Source organism: Ruegeria sp. Alg231-54 (assembly GCF_900143525.1).
Taxonomy (GTDB): Bacteria; Pseudomonadota; Alphaproteobacteria; order Rhodobacterales; family Rhodobacteraceae; genus Ruegeria.
Window position 1 is genome coordinate 39,227 of the sequence record NZ_FREZ01000011.1, and the last position, 18,036, is coordinate 57,262.

Consider the following 18,036-nt stretch of genomic DNA (forward strand, 5'->3'; position numbering starts at 1 on the left):
GGGAAAACATGTCCGGTCTTGACAACAAATTCATCCGGCCCAGTTTCCCAAGGCGATGTCTAAAAGATTGGCGATAGTATCAAGTGGGATAAGCGGCCCGCTTAACAGTGCGGTAGAGTTTGCTAAGCAAGCAAAACTAGTCGGTTACGAGGTTTGTGTTTTTGCGCCAAAATCGTCTTTCGATCTAATTTCACATTTCGGTCTGGAGTACGGCGAGATTCCAATTCCTAAAGTTGATGCTTTCGCAGACCTACTGACTGCAGACCAGTTTAGGACATTATCATCAAATGATCGTCTGGATTGTGCAGTGAATGCCCTTGGCGTTAATGATTTTTCTGCCTCAATGTCCCGTTTTCAACCAGATGTTATTTTTGTCGACTGTGAACTTCACGCGCACATAATAGTCGGTTTGTCTCTGGGGCCGCCGGTCATTCAGTGTAGCAGTATGTTCCTGTCGCCCCCCGGATCCCAGGCGCCTCCTTTGAACAAACGCGCGTGTCCGGGTGTTGGTATGCGGGGAAGTCGAATTGGAATCTCAATTATTTGGATGAGCTTCCTGATTTGGAAACTCAAAAAAATTCTACGAAACAAGTTCAAACATCAAGGCGCAGATTTCACTTCGGCGCTGCTTGAACTGGCACGGCGTTACAACGTTCCGATCGCAAGAATAAGACGGCTGATTTGCTGGCAAATGCCATGGACTTACAAGATTCCCACTGTTTTGTTTCTCCCGCAGTCCGTTGACTTGCCAACACGTCCTTACTCAGATTTTTCGTATCTCGGAGCGATGGTAATACAAGATCGCCCCGAAAAGCCTCATGACCGCGAAAAAGTGCGCAGGTTCTGTTCGGGGCAGGGCACAAAGAAACACATTTTCGTCGGTTTCGGAACAATGATGAAGCCTAAGAGCGATCTGCTTGTTAACCTTTGGGAAGTCGCAAGTAAGCATCCAGAGTGGCAGTTCCTGTTTGCTGCAGGTCAGAATTGGGAGGATGGTGGCAGTTGTGACTACCCACGCAACGTTGATGTTGTGGCGTGGGTCCCCCAACACCAGGTTCTAAAGCATGCTCATCTTGCAATAATGCACGGAGGCACAGGCGGTTTTATCGAAGCCGTTGAGGCTGCAACACCTGTTCTCTTGTATCCACATGTCAACGATCAGCAGGGAAGCGCAGCCAGAGCTGTCTTTCATGGAATTGGTCGTGCGGGGCGCCACGCGGATACTGTCGAAAAGATCGAAAATGATATTCAAGAACTGCTGACCGACCCAAAATACAAAAAGAACTGCAAGGCATTGCAGGCTTCTTGCCAGCAGGAGAAGGTTGATGGAGGGCTGGCTGCTTTTTTGCAAAACGTCACCACCCAAAGTAACCAAAAATTCAAATAAAATAGAACATTAAGGTATTTATCAATCGACTCAAAGGGTGGCCAAGACCGCCGTCCACCGTTTGATGAAAAACAATAATGCGCTTTCTGCACTGTATTTCCGTCCAAACATCTAAATGTCAATTTCTGAATAGGATGATCCGGCCAGCTTCGACGTGCGTATTGGGTGTAGTACACCTAATCGAATACGACAGTGAACCAAGCGACGCACCATACAAACCGCGATACCAGATGCGCTAGACAGGACTTTGCAAAAGCAAGCCCTGACGTTTCTGATGAGAACTTACGCGCAGTGTGGAAAGCCGCCGGTGGATGTGGCGCTTTTGAGTTCGTTTTACCGCCAGGCCTTGGCAGTTCAATTAATAGTGCCAGTGAATTCGTTGAGGAAATGTTGCTGTTTGGTGAGTTATGCGCGGATAGCGGCTTGGCGATGGCCATAATCTCACAGATTTGGACTATTCAAAGCCCCCTTATTCGATTTGCTTCCCAAGAGCTACAAGACAGCTACTTATCGAGGCTCTTGTCCGGCGAATTGATTGGCGCATTTGCACTTACCGAACCTACGGCGGGATCCGACGCGTTGTCGCTGCAAACGACTGCTGAACACAATCGGGCGGGATACATCCTAAATGGTCAAAAGGCGTTTGTCGGCATGGGGCCTGTTTGCGATTTCGCGATCGTTTTCGCGCAAACCGCGCCCGAGAAAGGTCGTTGGGGTTTGTCGGCCTTCGTTGTGCGCGCCGATGATGAAGGGTTTTTGCGGGCTGATAGGCAGGAAAAAGTCGGATTGAACTCCGTCCCCATGGGACAGCTTGAGTTCCGTGACTGCTGGGTTCCGGAGGCCCGCAGAATTGGACGAGAAGGCGCCGGAGCTACGATTTTACAAGCCACGCTCGACTGGGAGAGGTGCTTTATCCTAACAGCGCAAGTAGGCGCGATGCGCCGCCAATTGAACGAGTGCACTGAGCATGCCGTTTCTCGTAAGCAATTTGGCAGGTCGATCTCGGAATTCCAATCCGTTTCCAACCGCTTGGCAGACATGCGCGTACGTCTGGAAACCTGCGAACTTATGCTGGCGCGCGCGGCACAACTGTACGATACCGGACAACCCCTGACGCAGTTTGCGGCGATGGCAAACCTTCACATTTCTGAGGCGTTTCTAAGTTCCAGCATGGATGCAATGCGAACGTTTGGCGGTCGTGGGTATCTGCAAAGTTCAAATTCAGGAACCGATGTGAATGACGCCCTCGGCGGTGTCATCTACTCGGGTACCTCTGACATTCAACGCGAAATAATTGCAAGGATGGAACTTGGAAAAAGTTCCCAACCGAAAAACGGGGGAGACTAAACCAATGCAAAACGCTAATCGCGAATCCACTACCCGCGCCGCGAATTGGACAAATTCGTTTAGTGGATCGTTGACTGCGCTCTTTCTGTGGGTAGGCGGCTTAATTCTGGTAGCCTTCGCAACGCCGGTTCATGCCCACAAGTTCAACGAGAGCTACGTTTATTTTGACGTCACCGATGACACCCTGAGTGGCAGGATTGAAGCAACGTTGACGGATCTAACCCGAATTCAGCTAGGGGCGCCGGAGGTTTCGACGTCGCTGACTGAGGACGAAGTCCGGCAATCACAAGAGTTCTTCTTCGAATATTTCGAAAATCGCATGAAACTTTTGTCGGATGGGCAAGCCCTTCAGGTTGAATTTGACGACATCTCATTTTTTGATTCGTCGGTCGATACGTTCGCTCAACTGCATTTTACTGTTTTAGACATCGAGCAAACCCCGACAACTATCGAGATGGCCTATGACGGCCTGTTCTCTGACGTCGATCCAACCCATCGAGGTTATGCACTGATTGGTAGCAATACCCGAAACGGGATGGACGAGAACGAGGCCTACATCTCACTGATTTTCGCGCCGGGCGATGGCTCAAAGGCCCTTTACCTGAACGATGAACCGGTAGGCGATATTGCGCGGACGTTCTTTGTGCACGGCGTTTGGCACATCTGGCTTGGGTTTGATCACGTTCTGTTTTTGGTGACGCTGCTTTTGGGAGCGGTCATGCGGATCGAGAACCGGCATTGGGTTCCTTCCGAGAACATCCGCGAAAGCCTGTTGGAAACCGTCAAGATCGTAACGGTGTTCACGATCGCCCACACTATCACACTTTGTCTCGCAACCTTCGAAGTCATAACCCTGCCTGTGACGCTGGTGGAGGCGGTTATCGCTTTCTCGATTGCTGCCGTCGCCGTCGGCAACCTTGTACCTCGTTTTCACGCAAGTTCTTGGAAGGTCGTCTTCCTGTTCGGGATATTCCATGGCTTCGGCTTCGCAAATGTGCTCGAGCCACTTGGCCTCGACCCCACACGCAAGGCGCTTGGGCTGGCTACATTTAATATTGGAGTTGAGGTCGGGCAACTCGCCATCGTAGTCGTTTTGTTCCCAATCTTCTTTGCTTTGCGGCGCCTGACGGCCTACCGCGTTGTGTTTCTGCAATTTGGTTCCGTCGCCCTGATCGCAATTGCAATGTTCTGGTTCTACGAACGAACGATCGGCTGGTTCCCGCAGTTCGGTGACGCCGTTGTAATGGTGACCCAATGATCGAAACGGGCTTGTTTCTGGACGACGCACTCAGGCGGTACGCGCAAGTAACGCCCGAAGCTGCGGCGGTCAGCACGCTGGGGGAAATCACCACTTACGCTGCGCTAAATTCCAAAGTCGACAAGATTGCGAATGCACTAGTCACTATGGGCGTAGAACGCGGTGAAAGAGTGGCTGTCTGCTCGGTCAAAGGCGCGGAAACCATCGCGGCGATTTACGCCATCCTCCGCATCGGAGGCGTTTTTGTTCCGATTGATCCCGCAGCACCGACCGAGCGCATTGAGGCGCAAGTATCGATCGTTTCGGCCAGATTGGTCATCACCGACACGGCGCGCAAAACTAAGTTTTCGAGTACTTTTTCCGAAAGCCAGCTGTTTGACATTTCACAGCCCCTAGAAGAATTTTCGGGCAATCTAGATACCGCTTGTAGACCGGATAGGGATGCCGAGGATCCTGCGTACATCCTCATGACATCTGGGACCACCGGCGCACCAAAGGGCATAGTACACACCCATAAAAGCGGGTTGGCCTACGCCAAGATGGCCGCGAAATTGTGCGCGTTGCGAGCGTCAGACCGAGTGAGCCACCACACCCCTATTCATTTCGACATGTCGATTTTTGATATCTTCAGCACCGCCCAGGCCGGAGCTTGCACCGTAGTTATTCCCGAAATGCATGCAAAACTGCCTGCAAGCCTTTCGGAGTTGACGGAGAAGGAGAGGATCACTGTTTGGTACTCTGTCCCATATACCCTGATCCAAATGGTAGAACGCGGCGTGTTGGAGGGCCGAAGCCTGGACGCGCTGCGGATCGTCATGTTTGCCGGAGAAAAAATGCCTCCGGCTGCTTTGAAGGCGCTGTCCAAACATACCCCAAACGCGAAATTCCTGAATGCATACGGTCCAACAGAAACGAACCATTGCACGACAGCCGTGATGACGCATGCAGAGTTGGACGGAACCAGCCCGATGCCTATTGGACGTCCGGATATTGGAGTGACCGCTCGTATCGGGATCGGATCTGAAGATGAGGAAACCGGAGAACTCCTGATCGCTTCCGAACAGGTCATGTTGGAATACTGGCACGATTCCGGGCTAACTGAAGCTGCGATTTGCGATCTTCCGGACACCGACGGCAATGTGCGTAGATTCTACCGTACTGGGGACATTGTTCGAAGAGCGGAAAACAATGATTTTTTCTTGATCGGACGCAAAGACCGCCAAGTAAAACTCAGGGGTTTTCGCATCGAACTGGATGAAATCGAACTTGCATTGGTCAACACTCCATTTGTTACTGAGGCGGTCGCAACAGTATGCGGCGATGAAATCCATGCGTATGTTACCGGCGGTTCAAAAGAAGATCTGTCAAGCGTTCGGTCCAAAGTAGAAGCTGTTTTGCCGCGATATGCCGTGCCTCATCACATCGAATGGCTTGAGGAAATGCCCCGCACTTCGACGGGCAAGATAGACCGCGCCAAGCTCGCCGGACAGAAAGATACACAGCATGCAGCCTGAAGAACAAATACAGGCATTGCGCGATTACGTTAGCGTCACGCTGTTGGGCGGCCTAAAAGTGACAGACGACGAGGAACTGTTGCTAAGCGGAAAGATCGACTCGTTGGGCGTCATGTCTTTGGTTTCGTTCGTCGAACAGACCTACAGCATTGAAATCCCTTTGGAGGACGTCACGCTGGAAAACCTCAGCTCTATCGATGCAATTTCCGATTATGCCGAAAATCGGCACATCGCAGTTTCCTGAGGTGGCCAACATGTCGCATCCATTGTCTGAAAGCCAACTGAGGTTCTGGAAAGGCCATCTCCTGCAACCGGACCTGCCTGTTTACAATATGGCTTGGCGATTTGACTTGAACTTCGAGGTGGACCCCGATGTGTTTCGACGGGCGTTTTTCGAAACGGCTCAAGAAAACGAAATTCTGCGCACGGTTTTTCGAGAAGGGACTGATGCGCCCATTCAAGTTGTCGAACATGCATTTGAAGGACTTCTGGAGTGTAAGGACGCCAGCCAGTCGCCTGACGCGGCAACTGACTTGGAACGCAAGCTCAATGCGTGGGTTCAAGTTCCGTTTGATCTAAGGCGTGAAACACTGCGCAGCCAACTGATCAAGTTGGCGAACGACCATTGGGTTTGGGCTTTATGTCAACATCACATCGTGTGTGATGCACAGTCCGGTGCTCTATTTTTTGATCAAGTGTCGCAACGGTATTCGGCTATCGAACATGACGGTGTTTTTACTGCCGAGCCGCTGCCAAGCTTTTTTCAAAGCCCGCCACTGCTCAACACCGCCGAGGTACTTGCGGCGCCTTCGCCTTTCCACCCATCGTCATCACCATACGGTAGTAACGCCAAGCGAGCAGGTTTTTCCAAACGTATCGCTTTGGAGATTCCGCAGGATATACAGGACACGCTTGAGCACGCTGTAACCCAATCGGAATTCCGCCTGTTCACGCAAGACTTGTCGAAGCTGGCAGTCTACCTGACGGCCTATTTCGGGTATTTGCATCGGGTCACAGGCGACGATCAGATCACCGTTGGATTGCCATCCCATAACCGCTTGTCGAGCCAAGACAAAAGAACGCTGGGCCCATTTGTCGAAGTTCTGCCTTTAACTGTGGAGTTAGACGCTGAAGACACGCTGTTGGATGTATATGTAAAGGTCAAAACCGGGCTGGGCACTTTTTTAAGGCGGGCGAAACCCGGCGCGGTTGCAAACATCGACACATCGGGCATAAGCGCCGTTTGCAACTACATTCAAGCCGAGTTTGGAAGCTTCGCCGGGAAGCCGGCAACGGCGAAATGGCTCCATAGCGGTGCGCATGACGCGGGCCATACCATTCGTCTCCATATAATGGACTTTCACGGGAACGGCGAGCCAGAGATGTTCCTGGATGTACACGAGGAAATCTTAGATAACGTATCGGCTGGGGCCCTGCAGTACCATTTCCTGCGCGTCTTGAAAGCTACGGTCGAAGTTCCGGATACGCGTGTAGCAGCACTGGACATCGCTGCAGATGAAAAAGATCGGGCGATTGTATTTGGAAGACAAAACTTGGCGGGTGCGCCCGAAACAGTTTTGGACGCGTTCTCGGCACAAGTTATCAATTCCCCGGATTCAATTGCACTGTCGTGTACCGACGACCAGATAACTTTCCGACAACTTGACCGGCGCAGCGATCAGATCGCAGCTTACCTCATTGGCCTCGGAATCCCACGTGGGTCTCCCATAGCGATCAATCTGCCGCGATCCATGGATTTCATTTTGGTCATGTTGGGTGTGTTGAAAGCCAGTTGCAGCTTTGTGCCCATCGCTTCAAATACACCAAGCGCGCGTGCAGAACAGATTGTCAAAATTTCAGGCGCTGCGGCAGTTTTCGTGCCCTTTGACGATAACCGCGCTTTTGCTTGTCGAAGCTTGAACATCACACTGGTCAATGCAGATACGCCACGCACTTTCGAGAGACCATCTGGCAGTGACCTTGCCTATGTCCTGTTTACCTCAGGTTCGACAGGATTGCCAAAAGGCGTTGAGGTCAATCACACAAACCTGTCACGCTACATTCACTGGGCCGCAAAGACTTTCACAGGCAACCGCGCTGCGCACTACGCATTCTTTTCTTCAATATCATTCGATCTGACACTGACGTCCTTATTCGCGCCGTTGGCTACTGGTGGGTCGATCCGTATATACCCGGAGCACTCCGACCCTGACCTTGCAGTGCTAGACGTGTTTACCGAAGACGCGGTGGATGTCGTGAAATTGACCCCCTCTCACCTCGCCTTGGCTTGCAAACAGGGTCATGTTGTTGAGCGTATTCAGACGCTTGTTCTGGGTGGTGAGAACCTGACATCGCAACTCTGCCGCAAAGCGACCCAAGATCTATCACCGTCTTTAACTCTTATTAATGAATACGGCCCAACAGAAGCCGTCGTCGGCGCCATGCACCACACATATGACCCCGTTGCTGATACCGAGCCCTCGGTCCAAATAGGGTCTCCCGCAGCCGGTGTTTCGGTCAGTGTCAGGGATAAAGGCATGAACCTTTGCCCCATTGGTGTAACCGGAGAAATCGTTATCGGCGGCCGCTTGGCCGAGGGATATCTTGGCGCACCCTCCAAAACTGAAGGGAAATTCTTGGAGGATCCAAAAGCAATTCAAGGCAAGGTTTACCGAACTGGTGATTTGGGTCGTATCAATCGAAATGGGCGATTTGATTACCTTGGCCGGGCGGATCAACAAATAAAAATAGGCGGTGTGCGTTTCGAAGTCGCAGAGATTGACCGCGTTTTGCGACAATTGCCGAATGTGAATGCCGTTCATGTCTCGTTCGGATCAGCACCGTCTATTGGCGGAGACAAGCAATGCAAAACATGTGGCCTTACGGATTCCGTGTCCGGGGTAGATTTTGTTGAAAACGATCTGTGCCATTTTTGCGCAGAATTCGACAACTACAAAGCCCGAGCGCAGGCCTACTTTAAGGATGAACCTGCGCTACAGCGCCAAATAGCGCGTGCAGCCGAAGCGAGCACCGGGAAATACGACGCGGTCATGATGCTGAGTGGCGGCAAAGACAGCACATACGCCGCCTATCGGCTTGCTGATTACACGTCGCGCGTGCTCGCCGTGACTTTGGACAATGGCTATATCTCTGAAAAGTCGAAGACGAATATTCAAAGGGTAGCAGAAGATCTTGGTTGGGATCATCGCTATCTCAGCACTGACAAGATGAACCAGATATTCGTCGACAGCCTGAAAACACACTCCAACGTGTGTCAGGGTTGTTTCAAGGCGCTATACACTTTGGCGTTCCGTACGGCTTTGGCCGATGGCGCGACTATGGTGGTGACAGGATTGTCCAGAGGGCAGTTCTTTGAAACACGCTTGACCCCCGACCTGTTCCGCAACGCAGCCCCTACGTGCTCCCAGCTGGACGATATGGTTACCAAGGCGCGTAAAGCCTATCACGCAAAAGATGACGCGCTTTCCAAGCTTTTGGAAACGGATGACCTGAAAGATGGACGTTTTCTGGATCAGATCGAGGTGCTCGACATTTACCGCTACATCGACGTGCCCGTAGCTGAGATTTACGAGTTTCTTGATAAGGAAACTGCATGGCAACGCCCATCGGACACTGGTAGGTCGACCAATTGCCTGATCAATGACACCGGGATCTATTTGCACAAGTCACGCGAGGGGTACCACAACTACGCACTGCCCTATTCCTGGGATGTGCGCTTAGGCCACAAAACCCGCGAACAGGCATTAGAAGAGCTTAACGACGACATCGATACGCAGCGCGTCGAAGCGATCCTCGAAGAGATTGGATTTGACGAGCCCGTCAACCAACAAAAGCTATCCGTTTACGTGGCCGGTCGCGATATCGCAGAACAAGATGTTTGGCAGACACTAGAGGCCCATTTTCCAAGAGGCTTGTTGCCTGACGAAGTGGTTTTACTGAAGGATATGCCGCTTAGCCCCAATGGAAAGGTTGATGCATCCCGTCTGCCCAAAGGAAGCAGGCGAGGCGTGCAGCGCTCGGGCTTGGTTCCACCTGAGACGGAAACGGAACAAAAGTTGGCCGACATACTGTCTGCGGTGATGGGTAAACTCCAGATCGGTGCGACCGATGACTTTTTCGATCTAGGCGTCGACAGCCTTGCCGCGATAGAGATTGCTATGAAGGCCAATGAACAGGGGTTTGCCCTGCCTGCGACCTCGCTGTTTGAATACCGAAGCGTTCGAGCACTTGCTGCACATGCAGACAATTTGTCGTCAGTCAGCATTGGGGAAGGCCCGGAAGAAGCTCTGCTCGATCTGGACGATGATGATCTTTCAAGCATCTCGGAGGCGCTGGGCTGACATGGGATATCCGCAAGGTGTAGCCGACATTCTTCCGCTGTCTTCCGCCCAGCGCGGGATATTGTTTCATGTCGATGACGAGGCGCAGCTACACGGACAATATGTAGCTGTAGTCAGTTGCACGTTGCGGGGCCCTCTGGACCCAGTGCAGCTGAAAGTTGCGATGGAGTCTCTTGTAAAAGCGCGCGACGTATTCCGAACCGGTTTCGTTTGGAAGGGTGTGAAGCAACCCGTTCAGGTCATCCAGGAACAGGTTAGCTTGCCGTGGACCGAATTGGATTGGACTGAGCATTCAGGTTTGGAACAGCGTTTCGACGACCTTCTGAAACTAGAGCAGCTACGGCAGTTTGATTTGAAGAGCCCCCCCTTGATGGCAGTTACAATGATCAAGGAAGCGCAAGACTGCTGGCGGTTTGTGTGGACAATTCATCACCTTATCAGTGATGGGTGGTCGACCGGCGTTTCGATTAGAGATCTCTTCGACCTTTACCATGGAAAAAGCCCTGCCGGTTCGATTGCGCCAAGTTTCAAAACCTATCTGACCTGGCTCAAAAAACAGGGTCCACTGACGGACACTGCGTTTTGGACCGATTACTTTGTGGGCTTGGAAGCGCCCTGCTTGCTTCCTGAACTGGACAGCCGAAATCAGTCTCCGACCCAGGTCTCGTACGCCGAGCGATTAGGCAGCGACTTGATGGAGAGCGTAAATCGGGCTTCGGCAGAATTGAAGGTCACACCAAATACGGTTTTGTCTGTGGCTTGGGCATTGGTCTTGCGCAGGTATCTCGGGCAAAACGACATCGTGTTTGGTACCACGACTGCAGGACGTCCACCTGAAATCCCCAATATTTCTCAAGCCGTTGGTGCATTCATAAGCACACTGCCAGTACGTTTCAAAATCGATCCGTCCCAATCAGTGGGCGAGCTCCTACAAGACCACACTAGCACAGAGTTGAAACGACTAAAACATGAGCACGCCTCGCTCGCAGACGTACAAAGCTGCGCCCCGTTCGCAAGTGGAACCCCCGTTTTCGATACGCTGTTTGTGAATGAAGGCGTTCAGAAACAAGATTTCGTCTTTGACGACATTGAGATCACTGGTCTTAAGACAGCGCAGTTCAGCAATTATCCCTTATCGCTTCTTGTGACGCCGCAGAAAGATTTGGATGTTGAAATCTATTTCGACCCAGAACGTATTTCCGCCGAAGCCATTCGGTCGTGCCTTGAAAGCTACAAACGCGTCTTGTTTGCAATTGCCAATGATCCTACAACGCCAATAAGAAACCTGATGAAAGACGGTGCTAACCCGGTTTACATCTTACCCGCGCCAAAAGCTGAAACTGTCATTCATCGCTTCCTGCAACACGCTGACGCTTCGCCAAATGCGGTCGCAATATCTGACAACCACAAAACGGTAACTTATTCCGAACTGTCGAAACGCGCGCGGCAACTAGCCTTTTCACTGCTCAAAGCTGGTGTGACTGAAGACGATATAGTCCCTGTAGCTTTGCCGCGTGGCGTGGATGCATTTGCAGCCTTTTTGGGCGTGATGATGTCAGGTGCAGCATATGTTCCGCTGGATCTGAATTATCCGGAAATTCGTCTCTCGCAGATGATGGAAACGGTCAAGCCCCGTTTCATTGTGACGTCACGAACGTCGCAAAATAACCTGCCCACCAAATCTGCTCATCCGGTTCTAGTTGACGTGCTCGATCAGGCGATCCACCCGGACGATGTTAAGCTCGGTGCGCGTGCCTATGTCATGTTCACGTCCGGGTCAGAAAACAAACCCAAAGGTGTTGAGATCTCTCACTCAGCGCTGGCCGTATCAACGGTCGCGCGAGATGAGGTTTACGGTGCTGCGCCTGAAGTCTACCTACTGCTGTCCTCTTTGGCGTTTGACAGCTCTGTTGCCGGAATTTACTGGACCCTTTGCACTGGCGGGCATTTGGTCGTCGCCGAGAAACGCGCCGAGCAAAGTCCGAACCAGTTAGGAGAATTAATCTCCCGACACAATGTGACCCATACTCTGTGCCTACCGAGCTTGGCTCGCGCGCTTCTGATGTCCGTACCACAAAGTGATTTGCAAAGCCTACGGGTTCTAATCGCCGCTGGAGAAGCACTCTACGACAGCCTGCCTCACGAATTAAAAGAGTTGCTGCCCAATTGCGTATTGATGAATGAGTATGGGCCGACGGAGGGTACGGTTTGGTGCACTTCGTTTGATGCTACGGCTTTTGAAGAAGGCCCGATTGTTCCAATTGGGAAGGCAATTCCCGGAACCTGGGTGGGCGTCTTCGATAACGATGATTGCCCCGCTGAACCGGGGATAACCGGTGAAATCATTGTTGCTGGCCACACAGTCGCAAACAGCTATCTACACGATTCGGAATACACAAAAAATCGGTTCTTTGAATTTGGGGGTGAAGGCATCCGGGCGTATAGAACAGGCGATCTTGGGGTTGCTGACGCCTCGGGATGCATCACGTTCTTGGGCCGCCGGGACAAACAAATCAAAATACGCGGACATCGAGTCGAGCTTTCGGAAATTGAGGCTGCTGCTCAAGTTGTTACTGAACAACGCCGTATAGCTGCCGTTTCATTGGCGCTTTCGGGCTCCAATAGTATTATCTTGGCGATAGAATGCGGACCCAGCGACCCGATTTGTGAGGCCACCGCGCGTCACATTGAGGCCAGTCTTCCAGAACCTTTCCATCCAAGTTCGGTTGTTGGTGTTGAAGTGTTTCCTATTCTTCCGAACGGAAAGTTGGATCAAAACGCACTTAAGGCTATGGTCACCGAGCACCTGCAATCCCACGTTGGCGCACCCCCGAAGACAGAGCTCGAGGAGCAAATAGCCGCAATTTTTTCCGAAACGCTGAATACGCGATGTCAGACGAGAAACGGCAATTTCTTTGATTTGGGGGGCGACAGTTTGGCGACACTTTCGGCCTATGCTAGGGGTTGCGAGCAAGGAATTCACTTTGAACCAACCGATCTTTTTAGTTGCCCAACAGTTGCTGAATTGGCCAAAAGGGTATCCGAGAGGCGCGCGGGCGAGATGTTCTCTGGGAGCGAAAGCGCTATTCAGATTTCCAGCCAAGGAACGAGCAAAACAACAGTCTTAATTGCGCATTGCTCTGTCAAGTTCAGCCGGTATATGGCCCGAAGCTTGGGTCCAGACCATTCCGTTGTGCATATTCCAAGCCATCGGACAGAAGGTACTCCCGTCCCGTTTGACCGGTCTGTCAGCGACCTTGCATCCGAAGCTATTTTTCATCTTAAACAGACCAATAAGACCGGTCCATTTGTTCTGTGCGGGTATTCCGCCGGATGTCCGATTGCCATGGAAATGGCAAGACAATTGGGGCAGGAAAAAACCCTTGGTATGATCCTTTTGGACCCTCCGTTCAAAATGGTCGGGGCAGAACCGGAGTTACAGCCCTTGTACTTTCGCTCGTACAAAAGACTGCGCTACATCATCAAAGGCTGGAAACGCCGCTTTAAAGCACGGCGCGTCGTTCCTGAAATCAAGCGCATTCTAGCTGAGCAACCTGAAGCTGAAGAAGCGAGGATCAGGGGTGTCGAAATTGCCCACGAATTGGCGATCAGTAATTTTCGCGTGCCTCGCTTTGATCCCCCGGCACACGTGTTTTTGTCACGCGGCAACCCCTCTCTGACTGGCGGCGACGTTTTGGATACGCACTTGCGGGACAAAAGCCTTTACAGCCTAGACATGAAGCATGTGGAGCTAATGAGCCGACCAGACGTTTTTGCAACTATCGCTTCTGTGATTTCGGAATGCGTAGACCGCAGGATTCGATAACCTCTAAACTCTGATCCCACATTTAAACTGGTGCTGTCAGACTAATTCGAACCAGTCTCAGTTTGCCGCGGAAACTGCGAACCTATCCGGAACAAAGTTGACGCCACTCGGCAAGAGCGGCGGTGCGGGTCAGCTTGAAGGTGTCCCGGCTGGTGAGCGATCGTTCCTGGTTGAAGTGGTTGTAGACGGAAGAATGGATGGAGGCGAATTTCTGTAAACTTCGCATGCGCCTGAAACGCTGCATCGCACGTTCTCTTCGTCGGAAAGGCAGGTGCGAGTTCTCGACGCGGTTGTTGAGCCACCTGCCCGTCCTTTGTTTTTCGAGTGCACCCAGTGGTGGTGTCAGACCAATTCGAACCAGTCTCTACAAGGACAATGACACTGTCCTTATGCCGCGCCGAGTTGACGCCACTCAGTGAGAGCAACGGCGCGGTTGCGCTTGAAATTATCGCGGTTGTAGAGGTGGCGTTCCAGATTAAAGTGGTTGTGAACCGAAGAGTGAACATCGGAGAATTTCTGCAGGCTTTTCATCTGCCGAAACCGCAGCATCACCCGTTCTCGTCGTCGAAACGGCTGGTGCGAATTCTCGCTTCGATTGTTCCGCCAGCGGCCGGTTTCCTGCTTCTGTGCATTGCCTATGATTTTCATGGCAGCACCGTAGGATCGAAGTTTGTCCGTCACGACGACATGTGGGCTCCCATAGCGTTTCATTGCTTTCCTGAGGAATTTCAACGCGGCTTTGCGATCTCGGCGCTTGGTCACATAACTTTCCAGCACCTCGCCTTCGTGATCCACAGCCCGCCATAGGTAGTGCGTCTCGCCATTGATCTTCACGAAGACCTCGTCCAGATGCCACTGCCAGTTCGAATAAGATCGCATCCGATTGACCCTGTTTCTGCGGATCTCTGCCGCGAATATCGGGCCAGGTGCTGTCAGACTAATTCGAACTAGGCTCAGTTTGCCGCGGAAATCGCGAACTTATCCGGAACAAAGTTGACGCCACTCGCTAAGAGCGGCGGCGCGGGTCAGCTTGAAGGTGTCTCGACTGGCTAACGATCTTTCCTGGTTGAAGTGGTTGTAAACGGAAGAATGGATGGAGGCGAATTTCTGTAAACTTCGCATACGCCTGAAACGCAGCATGGCCCGTTCTCTTCGTCGGAAAGGCAGGTGCGAGTTCTCGACGCGGTTGTTGAGCCACCTGCCCGTCCTTTGTTTTTCGAGTGCATCCAGTTCTTTGAGCGCGGCTCTGTATGAGGCGAAGCGATCCGTCACGACGGTTTCCGCTTTGCCGTGTCGCTTCATTAACTTCTTGAGGAATTTCAGTGCTGCAGCCTTGTTTCGGCGTTTGGTGACAACGGCTTCCAGCACCTCGCCTTCATGATCAACAGCCCGCCAAAGATAGTGCCGCTTGCCATTCACCTTCACGAAAACCTCGTCCACGTGCCACTTCCATTTGGAGAATGCGCGCAGCTGCTGAACACGCTTCCGTCTGATCTCAGCAGCAAACATCGGGCCAAACCTGTTCCACCAATATCGGATAGTTTCGTGGCTCACGTCGATGCCTCTCTCGTGCAGCAGATCTTCGACATTCCGAAGCGAGAGCGGGAAACGGATGTACAGCATCACCGCAAGGCGGATGATCTCGGGACTGGTTTTAAAGTATTTGAATGAGGCAGGTCTGGTCATGGGCAAAAGCTACGCAACTGCCCTGCCCCGCTCAAGCAAAGTTCTTCTGACAAGACCAAGCCAAGTAACTAAAGGGACAAGATCATCGCAGAAGTCGCAATGTCTCCTCTCAAAATTGAGATAGGGTGCGCCTCGCTGCGTCGCCGCAAGGCGGTTTCGCGCTCAACTTGACTGATGCCGTAAGATGAGCGACCGACTGTTTTTCCGCGTTTGTGATTATTTGCGCGTCAAAATGAAAGACTGGGGCTTCTGTCGCTAATGTAGACTAAGGAGGACTTCGAGGTCGCGGCAGGTGAGCGGTTCCATAAGTTTGCGTTCTTCTCCGTTTAGCGATTTGCCATCAGAAATATGATCCTTCAGCAACCGAGAAATCTGGCTCGTCGACTGATAGTAGAGTTCGGGATTGGACCGGCTCAGGTCAAATAACAAGCGCCGCAGCAGCGCCTTTCGCCGCTCGGCATCGGTTTCTGATTTCTTGTCTTGAAGCATGATAGCTTTACCTGAGCATTCCTACTCAGCAGTTAGGTTTTTTTTGCACCTCGTAAAGCCTATCTGTTTGCCTGCGACGACTAGTGAAGGATCGTCGCGTCGAAGCGAATGAAGGATTCGACTTTATGATAGATCAACTTAAACGTCTTTTTGATCGGAAGACTTACGCGGCTGTACGTTATGATGCCGCAAAGCAGCATGCAAACTCTGCCGACATGGTCGCGGTACTGAACGCCGATCCCTACTTGATGGTAGCCGACGCGGGACTGCGGTTGATCTCCGTCTTTGACGATTTGCACTACGATCGTGCAGATCTTGATATGTTGTCCGCCCCGATGCGAAGGCGCGCATTGAAAAAACTCGCCCCTTTCGAATATTTTCAGCGATCCGGTTCGGTGATTGAGAACTGCGCTGCTGACATACGCATTCATATGCCGAAATTCCGGGCGCTTGGTGCATCGCCGTTTGACGCGCTGCGAGAAACATCCATGCGGCCACAAGATTATGCTCTGCTAACCCCAACGCAAGCCGCGGCGCAAATGATTGCAGCCTATGAAGTCGATACCGCGAAAGAGCGTTTGGCAGCATTGGTCTTAAAACACCCGGCAAACTTGTTGCGTCTGTTTGACTTTCTGGAACCTACCCCTTCAAAAGCAGCGGTCCGCGAGATGTTGGGCGAGCTGCTCTTTCTGCAACGCGCTGCAGTGGCCAAGGAACCGCTCAAGAGCCGACGGGCATTGCGTTAGCATGTCAGGGGCGCTGTCAGACAAATTCGAACCAGTCTCAGCTAGGCCAATAGAACTGCCCTTTAAGCCGCACCAAGTTCGCGCCACTCGGCAAGAGCGGCGGTGCGTGTCAGCTTGAAGGTGTCTCGGCTGGTGAGAGATCGCTCCTGGTTGAAGTGGTTGTAGACAGAGAAGTGGACGGCGGCGAACTTCTGCAAACTTCGCATGCGCCTAAAACGCTGCATCGCGCGTTCGCGTCGTCGAAACGGCAGGTGCGAATTCTCAGCGCGGTTGTTGAGCCACCTGACCGTCTGTTGTTTTTCAAGCGCGTCCAGTTCTCTGAGCGCGGCTCTGTATGAGGCAAAGCGATCCGTGACGACAGTTTCCGCTTTGCCGTTTCGCTTCATCAATTTCCTGAGGAATTTCAATGCCGCTTGCTTGTTTCGACGTTTGGTAACGATTGCTTCCAGCACTTCGCCCTCATGATCGACGGCCCGCCAGAGGTAGTGTCGCTTGCCATTCACCTTCACGAAAACCTCGTCCACGTGCCACTTCCATTTAGAGAATGGGCGGAGCTGCTGAACACGCTTCAGTCTGATCTCAGCAGCGAACATCGGGCCAAACCTGTTCCACCAATATCGGACAGTTTCATGACTGGCATCGATCCCGCGTTCGTGCAGCAGATCTTCGACATTCCTAAGCGAGAGCGGGAAACGGATGTACAGCATCACCGCCAAGCGGATAATCTCGGAACTGGTTTTGAAGTACTTGAAAGAGGCAGGTCTGGTCATGGACAAAAGCTACGCAACACCCCTGCCCCGCTCAAGCAAAGTTCTTCTGACAAGACCGTGTAGTGAGTTTTGGCGAAAAATCACAAGACGTTTTGCAGAATGTCTTTACGTCAGCTCTGTTCCTGCGCGGGCTAAAAGGCCCGAGCAGACATATAGCCTGGGCTGTCTCATGACCAGACTATCCCCGCGTTGCCAATCATCCCAGATTCGGGTGACGCGGGGAACTTTTAATCCAAGCGTCGGTCCTTGCCGTATTGAGCTTAACCCAATCCAATAGTGATTTGTGAGGGGGTAACGAGTTACGGCCTCGCCATTGTGCGGGGCCTTTTTTGTTGAGGCTAAAAAAGGCCAGCTTCGCAATGCGGACTCACTCACAAACTTGCATTGCGAAGCTGGCAAACATCCCTCCGACAGGGGGATGGGTAGTCGGAGGTGGCAGCACAATTATGGGACTGTGCAGGGCGAAATCACCACAGAATGACGGTATGCACTAGGCGTTCATCGGAATAGGTTTGGTATCCGAAAGTATAGTTGCACTCGACCAAGCTTAATCCGCGGTACCAGCTTCGAAATTGAGTAGGTGCTGATTGGGAAACGCAATAGAAACCCAATACGGATCGGCCATCTTTTCGTCGTCGGCTTTGGGCTCGAT

The 18,036-nt window shown here is 52.1% G+C and carries 11 protein-coding genes and 3 pseudogenes; 9 read left to right on the forward strand and 5 right to left on the reverse strand.

Annotated elements, in window-relative coordinates:
* Window positions 1-55 precede the first annotated feature (55 nt).
* The 8 genes and pseudogenes from DHN12_RS17925 (at window position 56) to DHN12_RS17955 (ending at window position 13,693) form a co-directional block, all read left to right on the forward strand.
* Window positions 56-1,387, forward strand: coding sequence for a glycosyltransferase (locus DHN12_RS17925; RefSeq protein ID WP_108861426.1), 1,332 nt, complete (start codon window positions 56-58; stop codon window positions 1,385-1,387).
* A gap of 291 nt (window positions 1,388-1,678) precedes the next feature.
* Window positions 1,679-1,906: pseudogene (locus tag DHN12_RS25240) on the forward strand (hypothetical protein); the annotation flags it as partial.
* Window positions 1,907-2,734, forward strand: a complete 828-nt coding sequence (locus tag DHN12_RS17930; RefSeq protein ID WP_234416683.1) for an acyl-CoA dehydrogenase family protein — start codon at window positions 1,907-1,909, stop codon at window positions 2,732-2,734.
* Complete coding sequence (locus tag DHN12_RS17935; RefSeq protein ID WP_159090059.1) at window positions 2,697-3,992, forward strand: HupE/UreJ family protein; 1,296 nt, start codon at window positions 2,697-2,699, stop codon at window positions 3,990-3,992. Before DHN12_RS17930 ends, DHN12_RS17935 begins: the two co-directional genes overlap by 38 nt.
* Window positions 3,989-5,506: an amino acid adenylation domain-containing protein gene (locus DHN12_RS17940; RefSeq protein ID WP_108861429.1), complete on the forward strand. Its 1,518-nt coding sequence runs from the start codon at window positions 3,989-3,991 to the stop codon at window positions 5,504-5,506. Before DHN12_RS17935 ends, DHN12_RS17940 begins: the two co-directional genes overlap by 4 nt.
* Window positions 5,496-5,750, forward strand: a complete 255-nt coding sequence (locus DHN12_RS17945; RefSeq protein WP_058271309.1) for an acyl carrier protein — start codon at window positions 5,496-5,498, stop codon at window positions 5,748-5,750. Before DHN12_RS17940 ends, DHN12_RS17945 begins: the two co-directional genes overlap by 11 nt.
* A gap of 10 nt (window positions 5,751-5,760) precedes the next feature.
* The gene (locus tag DHN12_RS17950; RefSeq protein ID WP_159090061.1) at window positions 5,761-9,867 is read left to right on the forward strand and encodes a non-ribosomal peptide synthetase; all 4,107 of its coding nucleotides are present in this window, start codon (window positions 5,761-5,763) and stop codon (window positions 9,865-9,867) included.
* A 1-nt stretch (window position 9,868) separates the two neighbouring features.
* Entirely contained in the window at window positions 9,869-13,693 is a 3,825-nt protein-coding gene (locus DHN12_RS17955) for a non-ribosomal peptide synthetase (protein ID WP_159090062.1), read from the forward strand.
* Window positions 13,694-13,775: 82 nt separating this feature from the next.
* Here DHN12_RS17955 and DHN12_RS17960 read toward each other — a convergent pair.
* From DHN12_RS17960 to DHN12_RS17975, 4 genes and pseudogenes are all read right to left on the reverse strand, one after another.
* Window positions 13,776-13,997: pseudogene (locus tag DHN12_RS17960) on the reverse strand (DDE-type integrase/transposase/recombinase); the annotation flags it as partial.
* An 83-nt stretch (window positions 13,998-14,080) separates the two neighbouring features.
* Window positions 14,081-14,617: pseudogene (locus DHN12_RS17965) on the reverse strand (IS6 family transposase); the annotation flags it as partial.
* 54 nt (window positions 14,618-14,671) lie between these two features.
* The gene (locus tag DHN12_RS17970; RefSeq protein WP_058271332.1) at window positions 14,672-15,379 is read right to left on the reverse strand and encodes an IS6 family transposase; all 708 of its coding nucleotides are present in this window, start codon (window positions 15,377-15,379) and stop codon (window positions 14,672-14,674) included.
* A 255-nt stretch (window positions 15,380-15,634) separates the two neighbouring features.
* The gene (locus tag DHN12_RS17975; RefSeq protein WP_108861432.1) at window positions 15,635-15,868 is read right to left on the reverse strand and encodes a hypothetical protein; all 234 of its coding nucleotides are present in this window, start codon (window positions 15,866-15,868) and stop codon (window positions 15,635-15,637) included.
* Between the two features lie 125 nt (window positions 15,869-15,993).
* On the opposite strand from DHN12_RS17975, the gene DHN12_RS17980 reads away from it, so the two are divergent.
* On the forward strand, window positions 15,994-16,614 hold the full coding sequence (locus DHN12_RS17980; RefSeq protein ID WP_108861492.1) for a hypothetical protein: 621 nt from the start codon (window positions 15,994-15,996) through the stop codon (window positions 16,612-16,614).
* A 62-nt stretch (window positions 16,615-16,676) separates the two neighbouring features.
* Here DHN12_RS17980 and DHN12_RS17985 read toward each other — a convergent pair whose 3' ends face one another.
* On the reverse strand, window positions 16,677-17,384 hold the full coding sequence (locus DHN12_RS17985) for an IS6 family transposase (RefSeq protein WP_108861433.1): 708 nt from the start codon (window positions 17,382-17,384) through the stop codon (window positions 16,677-16,679).
* Window positions 17,385-18,036: the final 652 nt, after the last annotated feature.

Bases quoted from the DNA above. Each gene is read 5' to 3' on its own strand.
- DHN12_RS17925 (WP_108861426.1), top strand. From the start codon at position 56: ATGTCTAAAAGATTGGCGATAGTATCAAGTGGGATAAGCGGCCCGCTT.
- DHN12_RS17940 (WP_108861429.1), top strand. From the start codon at position 3,989: ATGATCGAAACGGGCTTGTTTCTGGACGACGCACTCAGGCGGTACGCG.
- DHN12_RS17945 (WP_058271309.1), top strand. From the start codon at position 5,496: ATGCAGCCTGAAGAACAAATACAGGCATTGCGCGATTACGTTAGCGTC.
- DHN12_RS17950 (WP_159090061.1), top strand. From the start codon at position 5,761: ATGTCGCATCCATTGTCTGAAAGCCAACTGAGGTTCTGGAAAGGCCAT.
- DHN12_RS17955 (WP_159090062.1), top strand. From the start codon at position 9,869: ATGGGATATCCGCAAGGTGTAGCCGACATTCTTCCGCTGTCTTCCGCC.
- DHN12_RS17970 (WP_058271332.1), bottom strand. From the start codon at position 15,379: ATGACCAGACCTGCCTCATTCAAATACTTTAAAACCAGTCCCGAGATC.
- DHN12_RS17975 (WP_108861432.1), bottom strand. From the start codon at position 15,868: ATGCTTCAAGACAAGAAATCAGAAACCGATGCCGAGCGGCGAAAGGCG.
- DHN12_RS17980 (WP_108861492.1), top strand. From the start codon at position 15,994: ATGATAGATCAACTTAAACGTCTTTTTGATCGGAAGACTTACGCGGCT.
- DHN12_RS17985 (WP_108861433.1), bottom strand. From the start codon at position 17,384: ATGACCAGACCTGCCTCTTTCAAGTACTTCAAAACCAGTTCCGAGATT.